Raw genomic sequence first — 17,230 nt, forward strand, 5'->3', positions numbered from 1 at the left:
CCGCCCCACAGATCTCGATACGCCACCTCGCCTAGCGGCTCGGCGGCTACTCGATCAGCAAGACCGCACCCGACCTCGTCGGGACCGCATCTGTACCTTGACAACTCAACAGTGTGAACAAGTCTGCTGATCGAGTGAACGGACGTCGCGACGGGCGCGACGACATCGCGGTCACTCGATCAGCGGGCTCGATCAGCTGGCTTGGCCGGCGACCGCCGACGCCAACGCGGAGACCGACAGCTGCCACAGCTCGGTGAGTCGCTCGGCCTCTGCCGCGGTGAGCAGACCCTCGCCGTAGCGCCAGTTGGCGACGAGTTGCGGACCGTCCTCGGTGGCGCGCACCACGGCCACCACGTCGAGTGTGTATCGAAGTGGCAGATCGGGTTCCGGATCGGTGGGGAGTCGATCGTTGAGCTCGAGGTCGGTGATCGGACTCCAGGGCTGCCACGGAACGCCACCACTGCTCGAATCCCCACCACTGCGCGGATCAGCACCGTGCAGATCGAAGCGGCCGAGATAGTTGAACTCGATCTGCGGTTCGCGCGCATCGACCAGTTCGTCGACACCGCGGACATACTTCAGGATGCCGAAATCGATTCCGCTGCCGGGGATCGTGGAGAGATCGGTGGCGACGTCGTCGAGCAGACGGGCGGCGGCGGCCCGATCTCCGGCGGCCTCCGTGGGGTCGAGATCGTGTCCGACGCCGAGCCGGACCGGATAGACGGTGGTGAACCATCCGAGGGTTCGGGTCGTGTCCACGGACGGGCCGGCCAGTTCGTCGTCGCGTCCGTGCCCTTCGAGCGCCACGTAGGCGCCCTGAGCCGGATCGTCGCCGCGTTCCCGCCGCCATCCGGCGATCGTCACGGTCAATGCGGCCAGCAGGAATTCGCGCATGCCGATGCGTTTGTCCAGCGAGCCGAGAATGGTCCCGGTGATGTCGACCGGCGTCAGGGTGACCGCGGACCGCAACGACGACCAGGTGTCGACGGCCGGGTCCGGCATGCGCACACCGATCGGGCCGTCGGGTGCGGACACCTGCGAGACCCAGTGGTCGAGTTGTGCCGACACCTCCGGGCGATCGGCGCGACTACGCATCTCGGCGCACCAGTACCGGTAGTCGGTGCGCTCGGCGTCGATCGTCGGCGGTGTACCGGCGGCCAGAGCCGCACCGGCGCCCGCGAGGTCTCCGAAGATGATCTGCCAACTGACCGCGTCGACGGCCAGGTGATGGATCGCGAGCAGCAGGATGTCCTGCGCGCCTGGTCGGTTCAATCGAACCGCGGCCAGCATCCGCCCCTGATCGGGGTCGACGGCGTCGTTCGCGCGTCGAGCAGCGGTGGTGATGGTCGCGGGCAGATCAGCGCTCGGCATCGAGTGGAGAACCGTTGCGGCGTCAACGGTTCTCTCGTCACGGGTGACGACACCCGTGGCGGTACGCGTGGCCCGCAGCATGTCGTGGCCGTCGATGAGGGCCTGCAAGACCGAACGCAGGTCGTCGTCGGCGAGGCCAGACGGCAACGCGAACAGCACGGTCTGGGTGAATCGTCGATCGTTGCCGTACTCGTCGAGCCATTCGACGATGGGCAGGGCGGGCACGATGCCGGGACCTGCGCGGGTGGCGTCGGGTTCATCGACGTGGCGGTCGATGGCATCCGCGAGGTCGGCGACCGTGGGATGCGCCAGCACCATCCGCGGAGTCGCGGTCAGGTCGTGCTCGCGCAGTGCGTGCACCGCGGCCATGGCAACGATGCTGTCGAGGCCGAGGTCGAAGAAGTCCTCGTCGGCCGCCGGGGTACTCCCCAAGACCGCAGCGATCACCGACGACACCACGCGGCCGGTGGGGGTCAGATCGGCGGTGTCCGCGCCGGCGCGTGCCTGCAGCGCCTGCGCCGCAGACTGGGCCAGGGCACGGCTGTCCACCTTGCCGTTGCTGTTCATCGGCAACACCGGCAGCGTGACGATCCGGGTGGGCACCATGTGAGCGGGCAGCAGTTCGCCCAACTCCGAGCGCACCCGGCGCGCGTCGAGTTCGGTACCGGCAGCGAAGCCGACGAGCGCCGGACCGGCCGTACGGTCGACCACCACCACAGCGGCCGCCCGAACCCCGGGCAGCCGCCGCAGCGCCGCCTCGATCTCGCCGGTCTCGATGCGGTAGCCGCGGATCTTCACCTGGTCGTCGCGGCGACCGACGAAGATGATGTCGCCACGTTCGTTGCGGCGCACCAGATCTCCTGTGCGATACATCCGTTCCCCGACGGCGAACGGGTCGGCCACGAAGCGTCCGGCGGTCATCGCCGCCTTGCCTGTGTAGCCGCGGGTGACCTGCGCACCAGAGAGATACAACTCCCCGGCGATTCCGGTGGGCACCTGACGCAGATGGGAGTCGAGGATATAGGCGGCCGTGCGGTCGGTGGGTGAACCGATCGTGGGCACGGGTGAGTCCGGTATCCGCGCAACCACCGCTTCCACCGTGGTCTCGGTCGGGCCGTAGCAGTTGTGTGCGGTGGTGCCGGGTAGCTCGCTCAACTGCTGCCAGAGCGCGGGGCCGATCGCCTCACCACCGAGCGCCAGTACGGACAGATGAGCGTGGCCGACGCCATCGTCGCCGACCAGCCCGGCCGCGGCGAGCTGACCGAACATCGACGGTGTCGTGTCGATCATGTCGATGGCGCGGTCGGCGAGTCCGGCGACGAGGCGGCCGGCGTCGCGCATCTCGTCCTCCCCGAACAGGTGCACCGCGTGGCCGTCGAGGAGCGCCGCCAGCGGCTGCCACGATGCATCGAAACTGAATGTCCAGGCGTGCGCCACCCGCAGCGGCCGGCCGAGCCGCTGCCGCGCCGGGTTGAGCATGTGATCACGGTGGTCGCGGCAGTAGCTCACCAATGCCCCATGGGTTCCGATGACGCCCTTGGGTTCTCCCGTCGACCCCGACGTGAAGATCACATACGCGGCGCTCTCCGGCCAGAGTGCCGGCGGTGTGAATTCACCGGGGCGGGCGGCGATCCTCTCGGCCGTCGCCATGTCGTCGAGGACCACCGCAGCTACCCTGCCGTCGGTCTGGAACCGCGGCACGTTGGCCAGGTCGGTCACGACGACCCGTGTGGCGGACTGCTCGAGCATGTTGGCGATCCGCTGATCTGGCAATGCGACGTCGACCGGGACGTATGCGCCGCCGGCGAGCATCGCGGCCAGGATGGTGATGACCGAATCCGCCGATCGCGGCAGCGCGATCGCGACCACCGACTCGGGTCCGACGCCGAGGTCGCGGAGTTCGCCGGCGAGCCGGGCGGAACGTGCGGCGAGCTCTGCGTAGCCGAATGTCTGTGTCGCATCGACGAGAGCGGGCGCCTCCGGGGTCCGGCGCGCCTGATCGAGGAACGCCGCGATCACCGATGGCGCGAGGTCTGCGGCTTCGGCCTGCCGCATGGCTGTCCGGTCGATCAGTGCATGCTCGGCCGGCAGCAGCACGTCGAGAGCGTCTGCGGGACCGTCACCGGCTGTGGGCAGTTGTTCGAGCACCCGCAGCAGCCGTGCCGCGATCTCGGCCGGGCGGAGATCGCCGAGCGCACCGTCGATCGCCTCGGTGATGATGACGAGTTCGCCGTCGAGCACATAGGCGACCACGGTGAGCGGGTAGTGCGCCAAGCTCTCCATGGCGAGCGGCAGGAAGCGGGTGCCGTCGGGCGCGGAGACGGGCTCGGTGGCCGACCCGATCGGGGCGTTCTCGAACACGAAGAGGGTGTCGAACAGAGCTGAATGTCCGGAGGCCCGTTGGATGTCCGACAGACCGAGGTAGCCGTGGTCGCGCATCTCGCTGGACGTGCGTTGCAGGGCAGCGCAGTTCGCTCGCACGGTGTCGGGTGCGCCGGGAGCCGCGGTGAGTCGGACGCGTGCCGGGACGGTGTTGATGAACAGGCCGATCATCTCGTCGGCGCCCGCCAGGTCTTGTGGCCGCCCGGAGATGGTGGTGCCGAACACCACGTCGTCTCGATCGGTGAGCCTCCCGAGCACGGTGGCCCACGCGTACTGGACGACGGTGTTGACGGTCAGGCCCGCCGATCTGGCCCACGTGATCAGACGTTCGGTGTCGGCGACCGGCAGGCTGTGGCGTGTGCGCACAGGCTCGGTGATCGTCGTCCCCGCTTCGCCGAGCATCAACGGCTCGACCCCCGCGAGGTGGTCCACCCAACGTGCGCGGGCCGCGTCGACGTCCTGCGCGGCCAACCACGCGATGTAGTTGCGGTACGGCCGAACCGGCGGCAATGTCGCGCTGGAAGCGCCCGCGGTGTAGATCGTGAGCAGTTCGGAGAAGAACAGCGCGATCGACCATCCGTCCATCAGGATGTGATGTGCGGTGACCAGCAGTCGCCATCGGCCGTCGAGATCGACGAGCTTCACCCGGATCGACGGCCCGCGACGCAGGTCGAACCGGCGGGCGCGTTCGGCGGTGGCCAGCTCGTCGAACTGTGCGGCGGTGGCGCGGAGCTCCCCCCAGGGCACCTCCACCCGACTTGGCACGATCTGCACGGGCTTCGGAAGGTCCTTGTCCCACAGCGACACCCGTAGGTTGGGGTGTCGGTCGACGAGCGCGTCGACGCTCCGATGCAGCCGGTCGACGTCGAGCGGGCCGGTGATCTCCACCACGAACTGCATCGAGTAGACGTCGAAGCCGTCGTCGGACATCTCCGAGAGGGTGAACAGCCCGTGCTGCAGCGGACTGAGGGCGAGAACATCCTCGATCTCGGGCGCGGCGCTCACTGCTGTGATTTCCAGGCCGCTCCGAGAGATTGGAGCATGTCATCGCTGAGCCCCGAGGTACTCATCGGTGCGGCGTCGGCAGGCTCGGCGTTCGCCCCTGAGCCGTTCGCCCCTGTACCGTTCGACCCTGTACCGTTCGACCCCGTACCGTTCGAATCATCTACTGCAGCAGCGAGTTCGGCGATGGTGTAGTAGTCGAAGATCTGGGCCGGCGCCAGCGGTAAACCCTCCGCGGCGGCTCGGGCTGCCCACTGGATCGAGATGACACTGTCCCCGCCGACGGCGAAGAAGTTGTCGTCGCGTCCGAGGCCGTCGATGCCGAGCAGGTCCGACAGGATCGCGATGAGCCGTTCTTCGGTGGGGGTCTGCGCGCCGCCTCCTGCGGTCGCCATCGCCATGACGGTCGGCGTCGGCGCCGCGTCGGCGAACGGGTCGGTGAACCGCGATCCGGGTGCGAGGGCTGCCAGGGTTTCCGCGAGGGTCGGGGCGGCGTTCGGTTCGGTGGCCACCCACTCGCGGACCGCGTCGAGGTCGGTGATGCCGGTGTGTGGGAGCGCCGCCAGTGTTCGGGGAGACGCATGAACACGGTGCGGACGTTCGCGCGTGATGATCGTGGCAAGTCCGGTGGGATCGTCGTGGTGTTGGTCGGGGGTGACGACGCCGGGTAGCGGCGGGAGCGCAATCGCACCCATACGCGTGTCGGCGCCGGCAGCCATGGCGTCGATCATCGCGGTCAACGTCGCGGCGATTCCGTCGATGGTGCTCTGCTCGTAGAGATCTGCGCTTCCGACAACCCGTCCGTCGTAACCACCGTCGGCGGTGACGGTGAGGATGACGTTCAGGTCGAGGAACGACGTGTCCTGTTCCACCGGCAACAGCGAGATGGACGTGTCCGGGCTGTGGGGAGTCGGCTCCCCGAGAGGCCGTCCGTCGACGTTGCGATCGCGATTTCGGAAATGGATCATGCTCTGGAACAGCGGGTTACGCGAGCGGGTTCGGCGCGGGTTCAGCGCTTCGACGAGTCGTTCGATCGGCACGTCCTGATGGCCGAAAGCGTCGAGCACGGTGTCGCGGCACCGCCGGACGAGGTCACGAACGGTGGGATCGCCGTCGGTTCGGATCCGCAGCGCAACCATGTTCGCGAGGAGGCCGACGAGGTTCTCGGTACCGGGATCGAGACGGCCCGCGACGGGAGTGCCGATGGCGATGTCGTCACCGCCACCGAGGCGTGACATCACCGCCGTGAGCGCCGCGGTCACCATCATGAACTCGGTGGCGCCGCACTCGTCGGCGACGGCACGCAGGCGCCGCCGCGCATCGGCGGGCACCGTGAGGTCGGCCAGCACTCCGCGCTTGCTCAGCGCCTGTGGCCGCGGCCGGTCGGTGGCCACGGTGATCTCGTCGGGCTGACCGTCGAGCACGGAACGCCAGTGGTCGATCTGGCGTCGGCCGAACTGCGCGAACTCGTCGGCGGTGGCATCGCCACTCTCGACGGTCACCGGGAAGACACGGTGCTGCCAGAGGGCGTAGTCGGTGTAGGTGAGTGTGGGGGCGGGAAGGTCCGGCGTCGCCCCCGCGGTGCGTGATCGGTAGGCGGTTACCAGGTCGTCGAGTACGACATCGGTCGACCAGTGATCGATCACCATGTGATGGACGACCAGGGACAGCACATGCCGGGTGTCGTTCTCCCGCAACAAGGTCGGCTGCAGTAGCGGCCCCGTGGCGAGATCGAACACATGACCTCGTGACGTGGCGAGCGCGGCTGCCAGGGCATCGGCGCCATCGACGTCGACTGTTGGTAGGTCGATGTCGGCGGCCGGGGCGATCCGCGCGGTCGGGAGGCCGTCCTGCTCGACGAAGGTGGTACGCAGTGACTCGTGCCGCGTAACGACGTCGGTGAGCGCCGATCGGAGCGCTGTGATGTCGAGGGGGCCGTCGATACGCAGGGCGAGCGGGATGTTGCCGGCGGCGCCGGGACCTTCGAACCGGTGCTGGAACCACATCGCCAACTGCGAGAACGACAACGGAATCGGGTCCGGCGGGTCCTCGTGGCGCAGCGGCGGTCGGGCGGAACCGACGGTAGGTGCAGGGGGGTCGACGGCGTCGCCCGGCTCGTCGAGATCCCCCAGATCATCCAGATCCCCCAGGTCGTCCAGATCCAGGCCGAACTCTTCAACGACGGCGGCGTTCACCGCGGCAGCGAGATCGGCGACGCTCGGATTGTCCAGCGGCAGCCGCACATCCACGTCGATGCCGAACTCGGTGGTCAGCGTGGTGACGAGTCGTGCGGCCAACAGTGAATGGCCGCCGAGGTCGAAGAACGACGATCCGGCGGTGATGTCGTCGCGGCCGAACAGTTCCGCATAGACCGTGGCGATCCGTTTCTCGGTCGGGGTCCGCGGTGCGCGGTCGGACTCCGGACTCGTGCCGGCGGCCACGCTGGTGATGATGGGCAGGGCGTCACGATCGAGCTTCCCGTGCGTGGTCAGCGGGACCTCATCGATCACGGCCAAACCGGACGGGACCATGTACTCAGGCAGACGCGTGCGGGCATGGCGGGTGACGGCGGCCATGTCGATCGTCGACCTGGCATGCGATTCGGGTATGACGTAGCCGAGCAGTCGGGCACCGCTGTCGCCGGCCTCCACGATGACCACCGCATGCGCGACGTCGGGGTGGTCGGTCAGGCCGGCTTCCACCTCGCCGAGTTCGATGCGGTAGCCGCGGACCTTGACCTGCTCGTCGGCGCGGCCCACGAACTCCAGGTTGCCGGCGGCGTTGCGCAGGGCCAGGTCGCCGGTGCGGTACAGCCGGCCGCCGGGGGTGAACGGGTCGGCGATGAAGCGGGTGGCGGTGAGGACCGGGCGCCCGCGGTATCCGCGTGCGAGTTGTGTTCCGCCGAGATAGATCTCGCCGACGATGCCGTCCGGGACCAGGTGGAGGCCCGGGTCGAGGAGGTAGGCGGTGACGTTGGTGTTCGGGGTGCCGATCGGCACCACCGAGTTGCCCTGCGGCGTGGTGATCGGGAAGTGGGTGGCGGCGACGACCGCCTCGGTGGGCCCGTAGTTGTTGGACAGCGACGCATCGAAAGTGGTGGTGAACGCGTCGGCGACCTCACCGGAGAAGGCTTCACCGCCCACCGGGACGGTGCGGAGCATGGTCCACTGTTTGACCTCGGGCACCATCAGCAGGCTCGACAGCAGTGTCGGAACCATGTGCATGACGGTGACCCGTTGCCGCACCAACAGGTCCGCCATGTACGAGATGTCATGTACCGCGCGGAGTTTCGGTATGACGAGGGTGGCGCCGACCGAGAGGGTGGCGAAGATCTCGAACATGGAGGCGTCGAAACTCACCGACGACGTCTGCACCAACCGGTCGTCGCGGCCGAGGATCTCACCGGCCCCGAAGCCGAACAGGTGGTCGGCGATGGCGTCGTGTGCGACCGCGACACCCTTCGGTGTGCCGGTCGACCCAGATGTGTAGATGACGTACGCGAGGTTCGAGGGTCGCAGCGGGGCACGGCGATCCACGTCGGTGGGCGTCGCGGCGGACAGGGTTGCCGCCGCATCCTCGGCGGCCTGGAGGTCGTCGGCGTCGAGCACCAGGCGGGGCCGGGCGTCGGCGATGAGGAATTCGGTTCGATCCGCCGGATAGTCGGGGTCGATGGGCAGGTAGGCGGCACCCGACTTGAGGACCGCGAGAGCCGCGACCACGAAGCCGATGGTGGCGCCGACGCGAAGCCCGACCACGTCGTCGGGGCCGGCGCCTTCACGGATCAGCCAGTGCGCCAGGCGGTTCGACCGCTCATCGAGTTGAGCGTAGGTGAGCGTGAGATCGTCGGCGGCGATGGCTTCATGGTCCGGTCGCTGAGCGACGGCGGTCGCGAACAGGTCGACGACCGTGGTCGGTGGGACCGGTGCCGAATGTCCGGCCGAGGCCGTCACGACCGCGCTGCGTCGGTCCGCGGTGAGCAGGTCGTGATCGCGCACCGGCCGTCGGGGTTCGGCGAGCATCCGTCCGAGGAGGTGTACGTATCCGTCGGCGATGTCTGCGGCGAGGTCGGGACCGAACTGTGCGGTGTCGTACTCGATCTCGAGCTGGGCGGGATCGCCGGCGACGATGCTGAATTCGAGTGGCAGTTGTCCGTTCGGGGTGCCGAGTTCCTCGAGGTGGGTGGTGGTGAGGCCGGGCAGCGCGAACTCGCCGACACTGCTGCGGGCGCTGAGGCTGACCTCCACCAGGCGGCCGAGTGCATCGTCACCACCGCTTCGCGGCGGGTTGAGTGCCCCGACAACGGTGTCGATCGGCGCGGTCTGGCGTGCGAGTCCGGCCGTCAGCCGTCGACCGGCGGCGGCAATCAGATCATCGAAGCTGTCGGTGGTGGCCACGCGGGTGCGGGGCAGGATGGTGTTGCCGAAGTAGCCGATCAGGTCGGCGGCGCCGGCCGGGCGGTGGGTCACGGGCACGGCGACGGTGAAATCGGTTGCGCCGGTCAGCCGGTGGATCAACGCGTCGAGTGCGGCGGCATACACCGTGAACGGGCTCACCGCGGCCGCGCGCGCGACACGCTCGATGTGTGCGGTCACCTCGCCGGGCAGTGACCGGGTGAGCCGCTCGCTGGTGCGGCGCCCGCTCCCGGTTGCCGCGGGTAGGCCGAGCGGTTCGGGCAGCGGCGACAGTTCGGCACGCCAGTACTCGAGGTCGGTGTCCACGTCGGCGGTGTCCACATCGACTGCTGCCACGCCGGGTAGGTCGACGTAGTGCCGGGTGAGAACCGGCAGCGGGGTCGCGTCGCCGCGATAGGAATGACCGATCTCGCGGAACAGGATCGGCCACGACTCGTCGTCCCAGGCGATGTGGTGGACGGTGAGCATCAGTACGTGCTCCGCCTCGGCGGTGCGGACCACCAGCACCCGGATCGGCGGCTGCGTCGAGAGGTCGAACGGTGTGCCGAACTCGCGTCGGGCGAGCACCTTGAGTCGCCGGTCCAGGCGACTGCCGGTGAGATCGGAGACGTCATCGGTGTGCCATGGGAAATCGGTGGAGTCGTGGTGGCGTATGCGGGGCACGCCGTCGGGACCCATCTCGTAGGTGGCGCGCAGAATCTCGTGACGACCGACGACGGAGGTGAACGCGGCATGGAGCAGTTCGACGTCGAGCGGTCCGGCGAGACGGTAGGCGACGCCGACGTTCAGGGTGGTGTCGGCGGCGTCGCGGTGCGACACGAACCAGAGACGACGTTGGGCTGCCGACAGCGAGCTGGTGGCGCCGTCGGGCCGTTGTGCCGCGGGTGGCTCCGGGCGGGCGCCGGTCAGTCCGTCGGCCTCGAGTCGGCGGCGAAGCAGCTCTTTGCGTCGTGCGAGGTCGTCGGTCATGCCGTCAGAGGCTGCACGGGATCTGCGCGTACGACCCGATGTCGCAGATCGACCGGTTGGACAGCTTCCATCGGCCGTCCTGCCACACCCAGTACACCGGCATCCGGGCCGGCTGATAGCCGGGCGAGCGCAGCTCCAGGGTGGCCTTCGCGGTGTTGCCGTTCACCGTGACCGGTCCGACGACCGTGAACTCGAAGCCGAGCGGCTTGAACCGCTGCAGCAGCATGATCACCGGCTGCGCCTGGTTGACCGCACGCTGCCCGCCTTCGAGGCGCTGCGCCTTCTGTCCGTTGGGTGCGCCGCCGACCAGGTAGTCGAGGTCGCTCTGGAGCTGTCCCACGGTCGGGGCCGAGCGCGATCCGCTCTGGGTCTGCGACGTTTGGGGCGCCTGCTGTTGCGGTGCCTGCTGTTGAGGAGCACCGGGTGCGGCTTCTGGGACCGCGCCGGGCGCGAGTCCTCCGCCGGAAGCACCGCCACCGGACGGGAGGTCGGCGCTGCTTCCTTCGCCGGGCGGACCGATGGGCTCGCCGAGGGCGTCGCCACCACCCTTCGGGCCGGGCGGCATCGCCGGGTCGGCCGCGCCGGCGGCCGGCGGGACACCCGCTGACGGCACGGCGGAACCGGGCGCTTGCGGAACCTGTCCCTGCGCCGAACCGAGATTCACCACGGTCGGCTGCGCCGACGAAGCGCTCGACTCCTGGCCGATGTCGGACAGCAACAGGCCCACCACACCGATGGTGACAACGAGCGCGGAGATGATCGCGGCGACGCCCCCGGACACCAGCACTGTGGGCCAGTTGACTCCGCCACCGCCCTCGCCGTCGTTCGCGTCGGCCGGGGTCGATGCGGAATCGTCGCCCCCCGATGGCGCAGGCGACTGATCGGGCGCGGCCGAGTAGGCTTGGGCACCGATCGGCCCGGTGTCGGTATCGTCGAACTCAGACGGCATGGTGCGCTCCCCTCACTGTGACCCGTCCGTCATTTAGCCTGACCTTACTGGATTTGCCGTGCCGGTCAGTCCGTGCCCATCAGGTCGATGACCTCGCGCAGGCTGGCACCGCCGAGGATCGCCTCGACCGGCAGGTCCCGACCGAGCGTTGTCTGCACTCGTTTGCGGAGGTCGAGGGCCTGCAGGGAGTCCAATCCCAGCGCGACCAGTGGCAGATCGGGATCGAGGTCGACGTCGCCGTCCGAGAGCCCCATGGCCGCGGCGAGCTCGGCCCTCAGCACATCGCCGGGGGCCGACGACGAGGCCGGGTTCTGTGGCCTGACCTGCGGCTCGGGGTCGCCGGCGTGCTGTGGCTCCGCAGGGCTCGGCACGGTCTCCGGTTCGGGGTCGGCAACCGGGACCGGTGCGGCCGTCCACTCGTCAGGGACCTCCGCGAGGATCTGCTCGGCTCCCAGAACCCTCAACAGGTCACGCAGCTGCGTCCAGTCAGCCGACATGACGATCGTCTCCGCCCCGAGGCTGCTGTTCATGCCCGGGATTGCCGTCCCGAGCCCGGCGGCTATCGCCGACGACGGCGCCATCGGGATCACCCCGGCACCCGCGACCCGGGACAGCGCGGTGTCGTCGAGGGGCCCTTGGACACGCCACAGGCCCCACTGCACCGACGCGGCGCGGACGCCGTCTACGCGGAGCTCGGCGGCCATGTTGTCGGTCATCCGGTTCGCGAGGGCATAGAGCGCCTGGTCTCGACCGCCGAGCGTCGCGGCGACAGACGAGCAGATCAGGACGGAGAAGTCGTCGGCGCGGGGTGCCGCCCGGACGATGTGCCGCAGGCCGGCGACCTTCGCTGCGATCGCGGTGTCGATCTGATCGGCGGTGACGTCGTCGAGCGCCGCCGACACATAGTTCATCGCGGTGTGCACGATCAGGCTCACCGGCACCGTCACGGTGCCGACGAGGTCGTCGATCGCCGCCTCGTCGGTGATGTCGCAGGCGATGGCGTCGACGTCGACGCCGTGGCGGCGAGCGACCGCATCGGCACGACGCCGCACGTCGGCCGAGCCGCCGGACCGGCTGAGCAGCGTGATGCGGCCGGCGCCGGCCGCAGCGAGATGCTCGCAGAACTCCATGCCGAGTTTGCCGGTTCCGCCGGTGATCAGGACGTGGGAGAGGTCCGGGCTCGCCGCATCCGCCGGGGCCTCGACAGGGGCCAGCCGCTTGACGAACACGGTGCCGCCGCGCAGTGCCATCTCGGGTTCGTCTGCGACGTGCAGCGCAGACATGACGGCTGCGGCGGAACTGTCGGCCGACTCGGGTGACCTGGCGTCCAGGTCGAGATGGCGGAACCGGACCGCGGGGTGTTCGGTGGCCGCGCAACGCAGCGCGGAGGTGATGGCGCCGTGCACGGTGTCGGGCGGCGGGTCGTCGGCGGTCACCCGTTCGCCGCCGACGGTCAGCCACCAGAACTGCTCGGGCAACCGTGCCGATCCGGCGCGCCATCGCCCGTCGGCCAGGATCGCGGTGAGGTGTTCGGTGACCGCATCGGGTTTCGTCCCCGTCGTCCCGACGAGCAGGAGCACGGTGTCGACGTCGAGGCCGGGAGAGTCGAGCGAGCCGACGACTTCGGCGACCGCGCCCTGGTCGGCGGCCGCCGCGGCGATCTCGGCAGCGGGTCCAGCGGCCTGACCGGTCGGGTCGATGATGGCGATCCGCCTCGGCTGCAGCAGTTTCCGCCGCTTCAACGGTCGCCACTCGATCTGCAGTCGCCGGACTGCCGAACCGGCATGACGGGCAGCCCACTCCGGCGAGTTGACGTCCTCGCCGACACCGGATTCCCGGTCCGCCCACAGGTGTACGCGTCGCATCAGCGTGTTGGGGAATCCTTCGAGCGGCAGCGGCGGGGGCCCATCGACCTTCCCGGCCAACGCCTCCCATCGGAAACCGGTGTCGGCCACCGCCACCGCGGCGACGTTGCGGGTGAACTCGGCGAGGCCGTCGGCATCGCGCCGCGAGGTGCCTATCACCTGTCGCGCAACGGTGCTGGCGTCGCCGACCTCGGCGAGGGTCTCCCCGATCGCCAGCAGCAGCGTCGGGTGCTCGGACATCTCGACGAAGAAGTCCGCGTCGTGGCGGGTCGCGGAGTCGGCGATCGCCTTGTCGAAGCGGACGCGGTTGCGCAGGTTCCAGAACCAGTAGTCGGCCAGCGACATCGAGGGATCGGTGGCGGCTCCGAGGGTGGCTCCCACGGACGGGATGGTTCCGGGCAGCATGTGCGGGTTCTGCAGCGACGTGCCGAGGGCGTCGATGAACAGGGGCTGGTACTCGCTGACGTAACTGGTGTGGGCGGGATATTCGACGCGGATCTCCTTGGCGAATCTTCCCTGGGCGGTGAGGTTTTCGACCATGTCGAGGACGTCATCGCGTTTCCCGGAGATGCAGAGGATGTGTGCGGAGTTGACGACCGACAGTTGCGCCCACCCCGAGTGGCGGGCCAGCATGTCCTCACATTCGTCGACGTCGATCCCGACGACCGCCATGGTGTGACCGCGTGGCGAGTGTTCGTGGACCAGACGCGCGCGGATGGTGACGATGAGCAACGAATCCGCCAGGGTCATCGCGCCACTGCGATGACATGCTGCGATCTCGCCCTGTGAGTGCCCGACCGTCAACGCCGGGGTCGCGCCCGCCGCATCCCACATCGCGGTCAGCCCGAGCATCTGCATGAACAAGGCCGGCTGGACCACGCGGACATCGGCGGCGGACGGGTCGTCGGCGGCGACGTCGCCGAGCACGTAGTCGCGCGGCGAGGTGCCGAACAGCCGCATCGACTCTTCATGGCATTCGTCCACGGCACGTCGATAGTGTTCCGACAGTGCGTAATACCCGCGACCCATCCCCGGTCGCTGGCCGCCCTGTCCGGGAAAGGTGTAGGCGATGCGGCGGCGGGTCGCGGCTACGGCGCCTCGGACGACATCGGGGTGTGCGCGGTCGTCGGCGAGGGCGTCGAGCGCATCGATGAGTTGGTCGCGGCCGGTGGCCAGGACGAGCGCGCGGTGGCGGCGCGCAGGTCGGGTCCGGAGGAGGTGAGCGGCCACCCCCGTCGGCGACACCTCCGGATGGGCGCGCAGATAGCCACCCAGCGCGGCCGCTTCGGCGGGCACAAGTTCGGCGGCGTCGGATGACACCAGTACCGGCACCCGGCCGTCGGGAAGGCGGGGTCCGGGCATGTGTGGATCAGACAGGTGTGAATCAGGCAGGTGTGAATCAGACAGGTGCGGATCAGCCAGGTGTGAATCAGACACTGACGGCCTCACTCTCCGCGCCGGAAACCTCTGTCGCGGGCATGGCGACGATGGCGTGTGCGTTGGTTCCGGACACCCCGAAGCTGGACACCGCGGCGTATCGCTGTCCGTCGTCGCGGGGTTCCCAGGCGCGGAGTTCGGTTGACAACGCCAGCGCGCCGCGATCCCAGTCCAGAGCGTCGGTGGGTGTGTCGGCGTAGAGGCTGGGCACCGTCTGGCCGTGCCGCCCGCAGAGCAGCACCTTGATGAGTCCCAGGATGCCTGCCGCAGCCTGCGCATGTCCCGCATTGGATTTCACCGATCCCAGCAGCACCGGCCGGTCCGGCGAACGGGACGCACCGTAGGTGTTCTGCAGCGCCTCGAGTTCCATCGGATCACCGAGCGGGGTGCCGGTTCCGTGACCCTCGATGACGTCGATGTCGGCGGGGCTGACGCCGGCTGCGGCGATGGTGCGTTCGACGAGACGTTGTTGGGCCCGAGCGTTCGGCACGACGATCGGACCGCCGCCACCGTTGTGATTGACCCGGGTGCCGAGCACCGTGCCGTAGATGTGGTGGCCGAGGCGGCGGGCCCGCTCTTCGGGCTCCACGATCACCACGCCGACACCTTCGCCCCACAGGGTGCCGGTGGCGGCGGAGCTGTAGGACTTGCAGTGGCCGTCGGCGGACAGCCCGTTGTTCTTCGCGAACTCGAAGAACGCGCCGGGCGAGCCCATCACACACGCACCGCCGGCGAGCGCCCAGTCGCATTCGCCGGTGCGGATTGCGTTGGCGGCCAGGTGTAGTGCGGTCAGCGACGACGCGCACGCGGTGTCCACGGTCATGGATGGTCCGACGGTGCCGAGCACATGGGAGATCCGGCCGGCCACTGCGCCCAGCGCGGTGCCGGCGACGCGGTGCCCCGAGTAGTCGTTGACGGCGGCGGCGCGCGGCCCGTATTCGGCGATGGAGGCGCCCATGTAGACGCCCACCTCTTGGTCACGCAGTGTCGTCGGGTCGATGCCGGTGTTCTCCAATGCCCGCCACGCCACACGCATCGCGACGCGCTGCTGAGGATCCATCGCGACCGCTTCACGAGGGCTGACACCGAAGAACAGTGGGTCGAATTCCGCTGCGCCGTGCAGGAATCCGCCGGCGTCGGGCACGTCACCCCAGCCGTCGAGCGCGCCGAGGGCGAGCACCTGGTCGACCGGCCAGTCCCGGTCGCGCGGAAAGGGTTCGACGAGTTCGACACCGCCCGCCAGCGCGGCGAAGAAGTCTTCCGGCGTCTCGATGCCGCCGGGGGCCTCCACCGCCATGCCGGCGATGACGACGGGCCCAGTGGCGGTGATGGCAGTGGTGGTGCTCATCGGCCGGCCGCCCGGTGGGTGCCGGCCGCGTCCCGCGTCTCGGTGAGCACCTCGAGGATGTCGGGGCCTGCGGTCTCGAGGTAGAAGTGTCCGCCGTCGAGCACGCTGACGGAGACGTCGTCGGAGTGGGCGGACCAGGTGTGCAGGTCGTGCGGTCGGATCACCGGGTCGTCGACGCCACCGAGAACCGTGATGGGGGCGGCGATCCGGTCGACGTCGGTGGTGCGGTAGGCGTCGAACGCCTGATAGTCGGCGCGCAGCACGGGCAGCGCCATCCGCATCACGGCTTCGCTGCCCATCACGCTGTCACTGGTCCCGGACAGCGCGGACAGGTGGGCCATCAGCCCTTCGTCGTCGGTGGGATGCGGCGGCAGGTCGATGACCTTGCTGGGCGCGGTGGCCGACGAGACCACCAGACCGGTCAGCGGTGGCCCGGACACCTCGGCGCGCCGGGCGAACTCGAACGCGACGATCGCACCCAGGCTGTGGCCGAACACGGTCAGCGGCGCAGTCTGCGCGTCGGGTCGTTCGAGATACGCGGCGTGCGCTTCGGCGGCGAGGTCCGGCAGGGTGGTCGCGGCGGGTTCGCGCATGCGGTCCTGCCGGCCCGGGTACTGCATGATCAGGACGGTGAACTCGCGGCTGAACAGTTCCGAGGCCGACCGGTAGGCGGATGCGCCGGCACCGGCGTGCGGGAAGATCAGCAGGGGCGGCAGGTTGGGCCGCAGCGGCTGATGGAACTGGCGGAGCGCGCCGAGGGCGGGTCGGGCGGTCTGGTGCTGCGTCATGGCGCCTTCCTGGGTGGGTTAGCCTGGCCGGGACGTCCCCTCGAGACCGAACGGAGCCGACCGCAATGGATTCCGCTGACACCGGCGCGCACGACGAGTACACGATCGGGCGTGAGATCACCGATGTGAGTGCGGAGGTGGCGGCGGCCGGTGGTCCGGTGGTGCCGACGCTCACCGGACGATTCCGGTTGCGTCGGGTGGACCCGGACGGGACCGATCCGGCGATGTTGGTGTCGTGGTTCGCCCGCCCGCATCTGGTGCAGACGTGGGAGCAGGAATGGACCGAGCAGCGCTGGCGGGCGGATGCGGCGCATCGTCTCGCCGGTGACTACTCGGTTCCGTTCATCCTGTCGTTCGACGGCGTCGAGGTGGGATACGTGGAGCTGTATCGTCCGGCGCGCGACGAGATCGCCCGGCTCTATCCGGCCGATCCGCACGACATGGGATTCCACATCGCCACCGCCGACCCGGCGCTCACCGGCCGCGGTCTGATCTCGGCGTGGCTGGCCGAGCTCGCGCAGGCCATCTTCGATGCCGATACCCGTTGTCGCCGAATCGTTCTCGAACCCGGCGCGAGTAATGCGCCCATCCGACGCGCGTTGACGAAGCACGGCTTTGTCGACCTCGGCGAGTTCGATGTTCGCCCGGATCGGCGTATCGCCCTGCACGCCATGGGTCGGGAACCGGGCGACCTTCCCGTGCTGTGA

At 69.3% G+C, this 17,230-nt stretch carries 7 protein-coding genes; 1 reads left to right on the plus strand and 6 read right to left on the minus strand.

Annotation, left to right across the window (positions count from 1 at the left end; genetic code table 11):
* Window positions 1–192 precede the first annotated feature (192 nt).
* The 6 genes from V1Y59_RS03545 to V1Y59_RS03570 form a co-directional block, all read right to left on the minus strand.
* Window positions 193–4,758, minus strand: coding sequence for an amino acid adenylation domain-containing protein (locus V1Y59_RS03545; RefSeq protein WP_330503453.1), 4,566 nt, complete (start codon window positions 4,756–4,758; stop codon window positions 193–195).
* Window positions 4,755–10,136: an amino acid adenylation domain-containing protein gene (locus V1Y59_RS03550; protein ID WP_330503454.1), complete on the minus strand. Its 5,382-nt coding sequence runs from the start codon at window positions 10,134–10,136 to the stop codon at window positions 4,755–4,757. Before V1Y59_RS03550 ends, V1Y59_RS03545 begins: the two co-directional genes overlap by 4 nt.
* Before the next feature lie 4 nt (window positions 10,137–10,140).
* Complete coding sequence (locus V1Y59_RS03555) at window positions 10,141–11,085, minus strand: MTB12 C-terminal domain-containing protein (RefSeq protein ID WP_330503455.1); 945 nt, start codon at window positions 11,083–11,085, stop codon at window positions 10,141–10,143.
* 65 nt (window positions 11,086–11,150) lie between these two features.
* Window positions 11,151–14,312, minus strand: coding sequence for a nocobactin polyketide synthase NbtC (gene nbtC / locus V1Y59_RS03560; RefSeq protein ID WP_330503456.1), 3,162 nt, complete (start codon window positions 14,310–14,312; stop codon window positions 11,151–11,153).
* 67 nt (window positions 14,313–14,379) lie between these two features.
* Window positions 14,380–15,735, minus strand: a complete 1,356-nt coding sequence (locus tag V1Y59_RS03565; protein WP_330503457.1) for a beta-ketoacyl [acyl carrier protein] synthase domain-containing protein — start codon at window positions 15,733–15,735, stop codon at window positions 14,380–14,382.
* The gene (locus tag V1Y59_RS03570) at window positions 15,732–16,523 is read right to left on the minus strand and encodes a thioesterase II family protein (RefSeq protein ID WP_330503458.1); all 792 of its coding nucleotides are present in this window, start codon (window positions 16,521–16,523) and stop codon (window positions 15,732–15,734) included. Before V1Y59_RS03570 ends, V1Y59_RS03565 begins: the two co-directional genes overlap by 4 nt.
* 65 nt (window positions 16,524–16,588) lie before the next feature.
* Here V1Y59_RS03570 and V1Y59_RS03575 point away from each other — a divergent pair, with 65 nt between their 5' ends.
* Window positions 16,589–17,230, plus strand: coding sequence for a GNAT family N-acetyltransferase (locus tag V1Y59_RS03575; RefSeq protein WP_330503459.1), 642 nt, complete (start codon window positions 16,589–16,591; stop codon window positions 17,228–17,230).

The sequence above is a fragment of the Gordonia prachuapensis genome (assembly GCF_036350515.1).
GTDB lineage: Bacteria > Actinomycetota > Actinomycetes > Mycobacteriales > Mycobacteriaceae > Gordonia > Gordonia prachuapensis.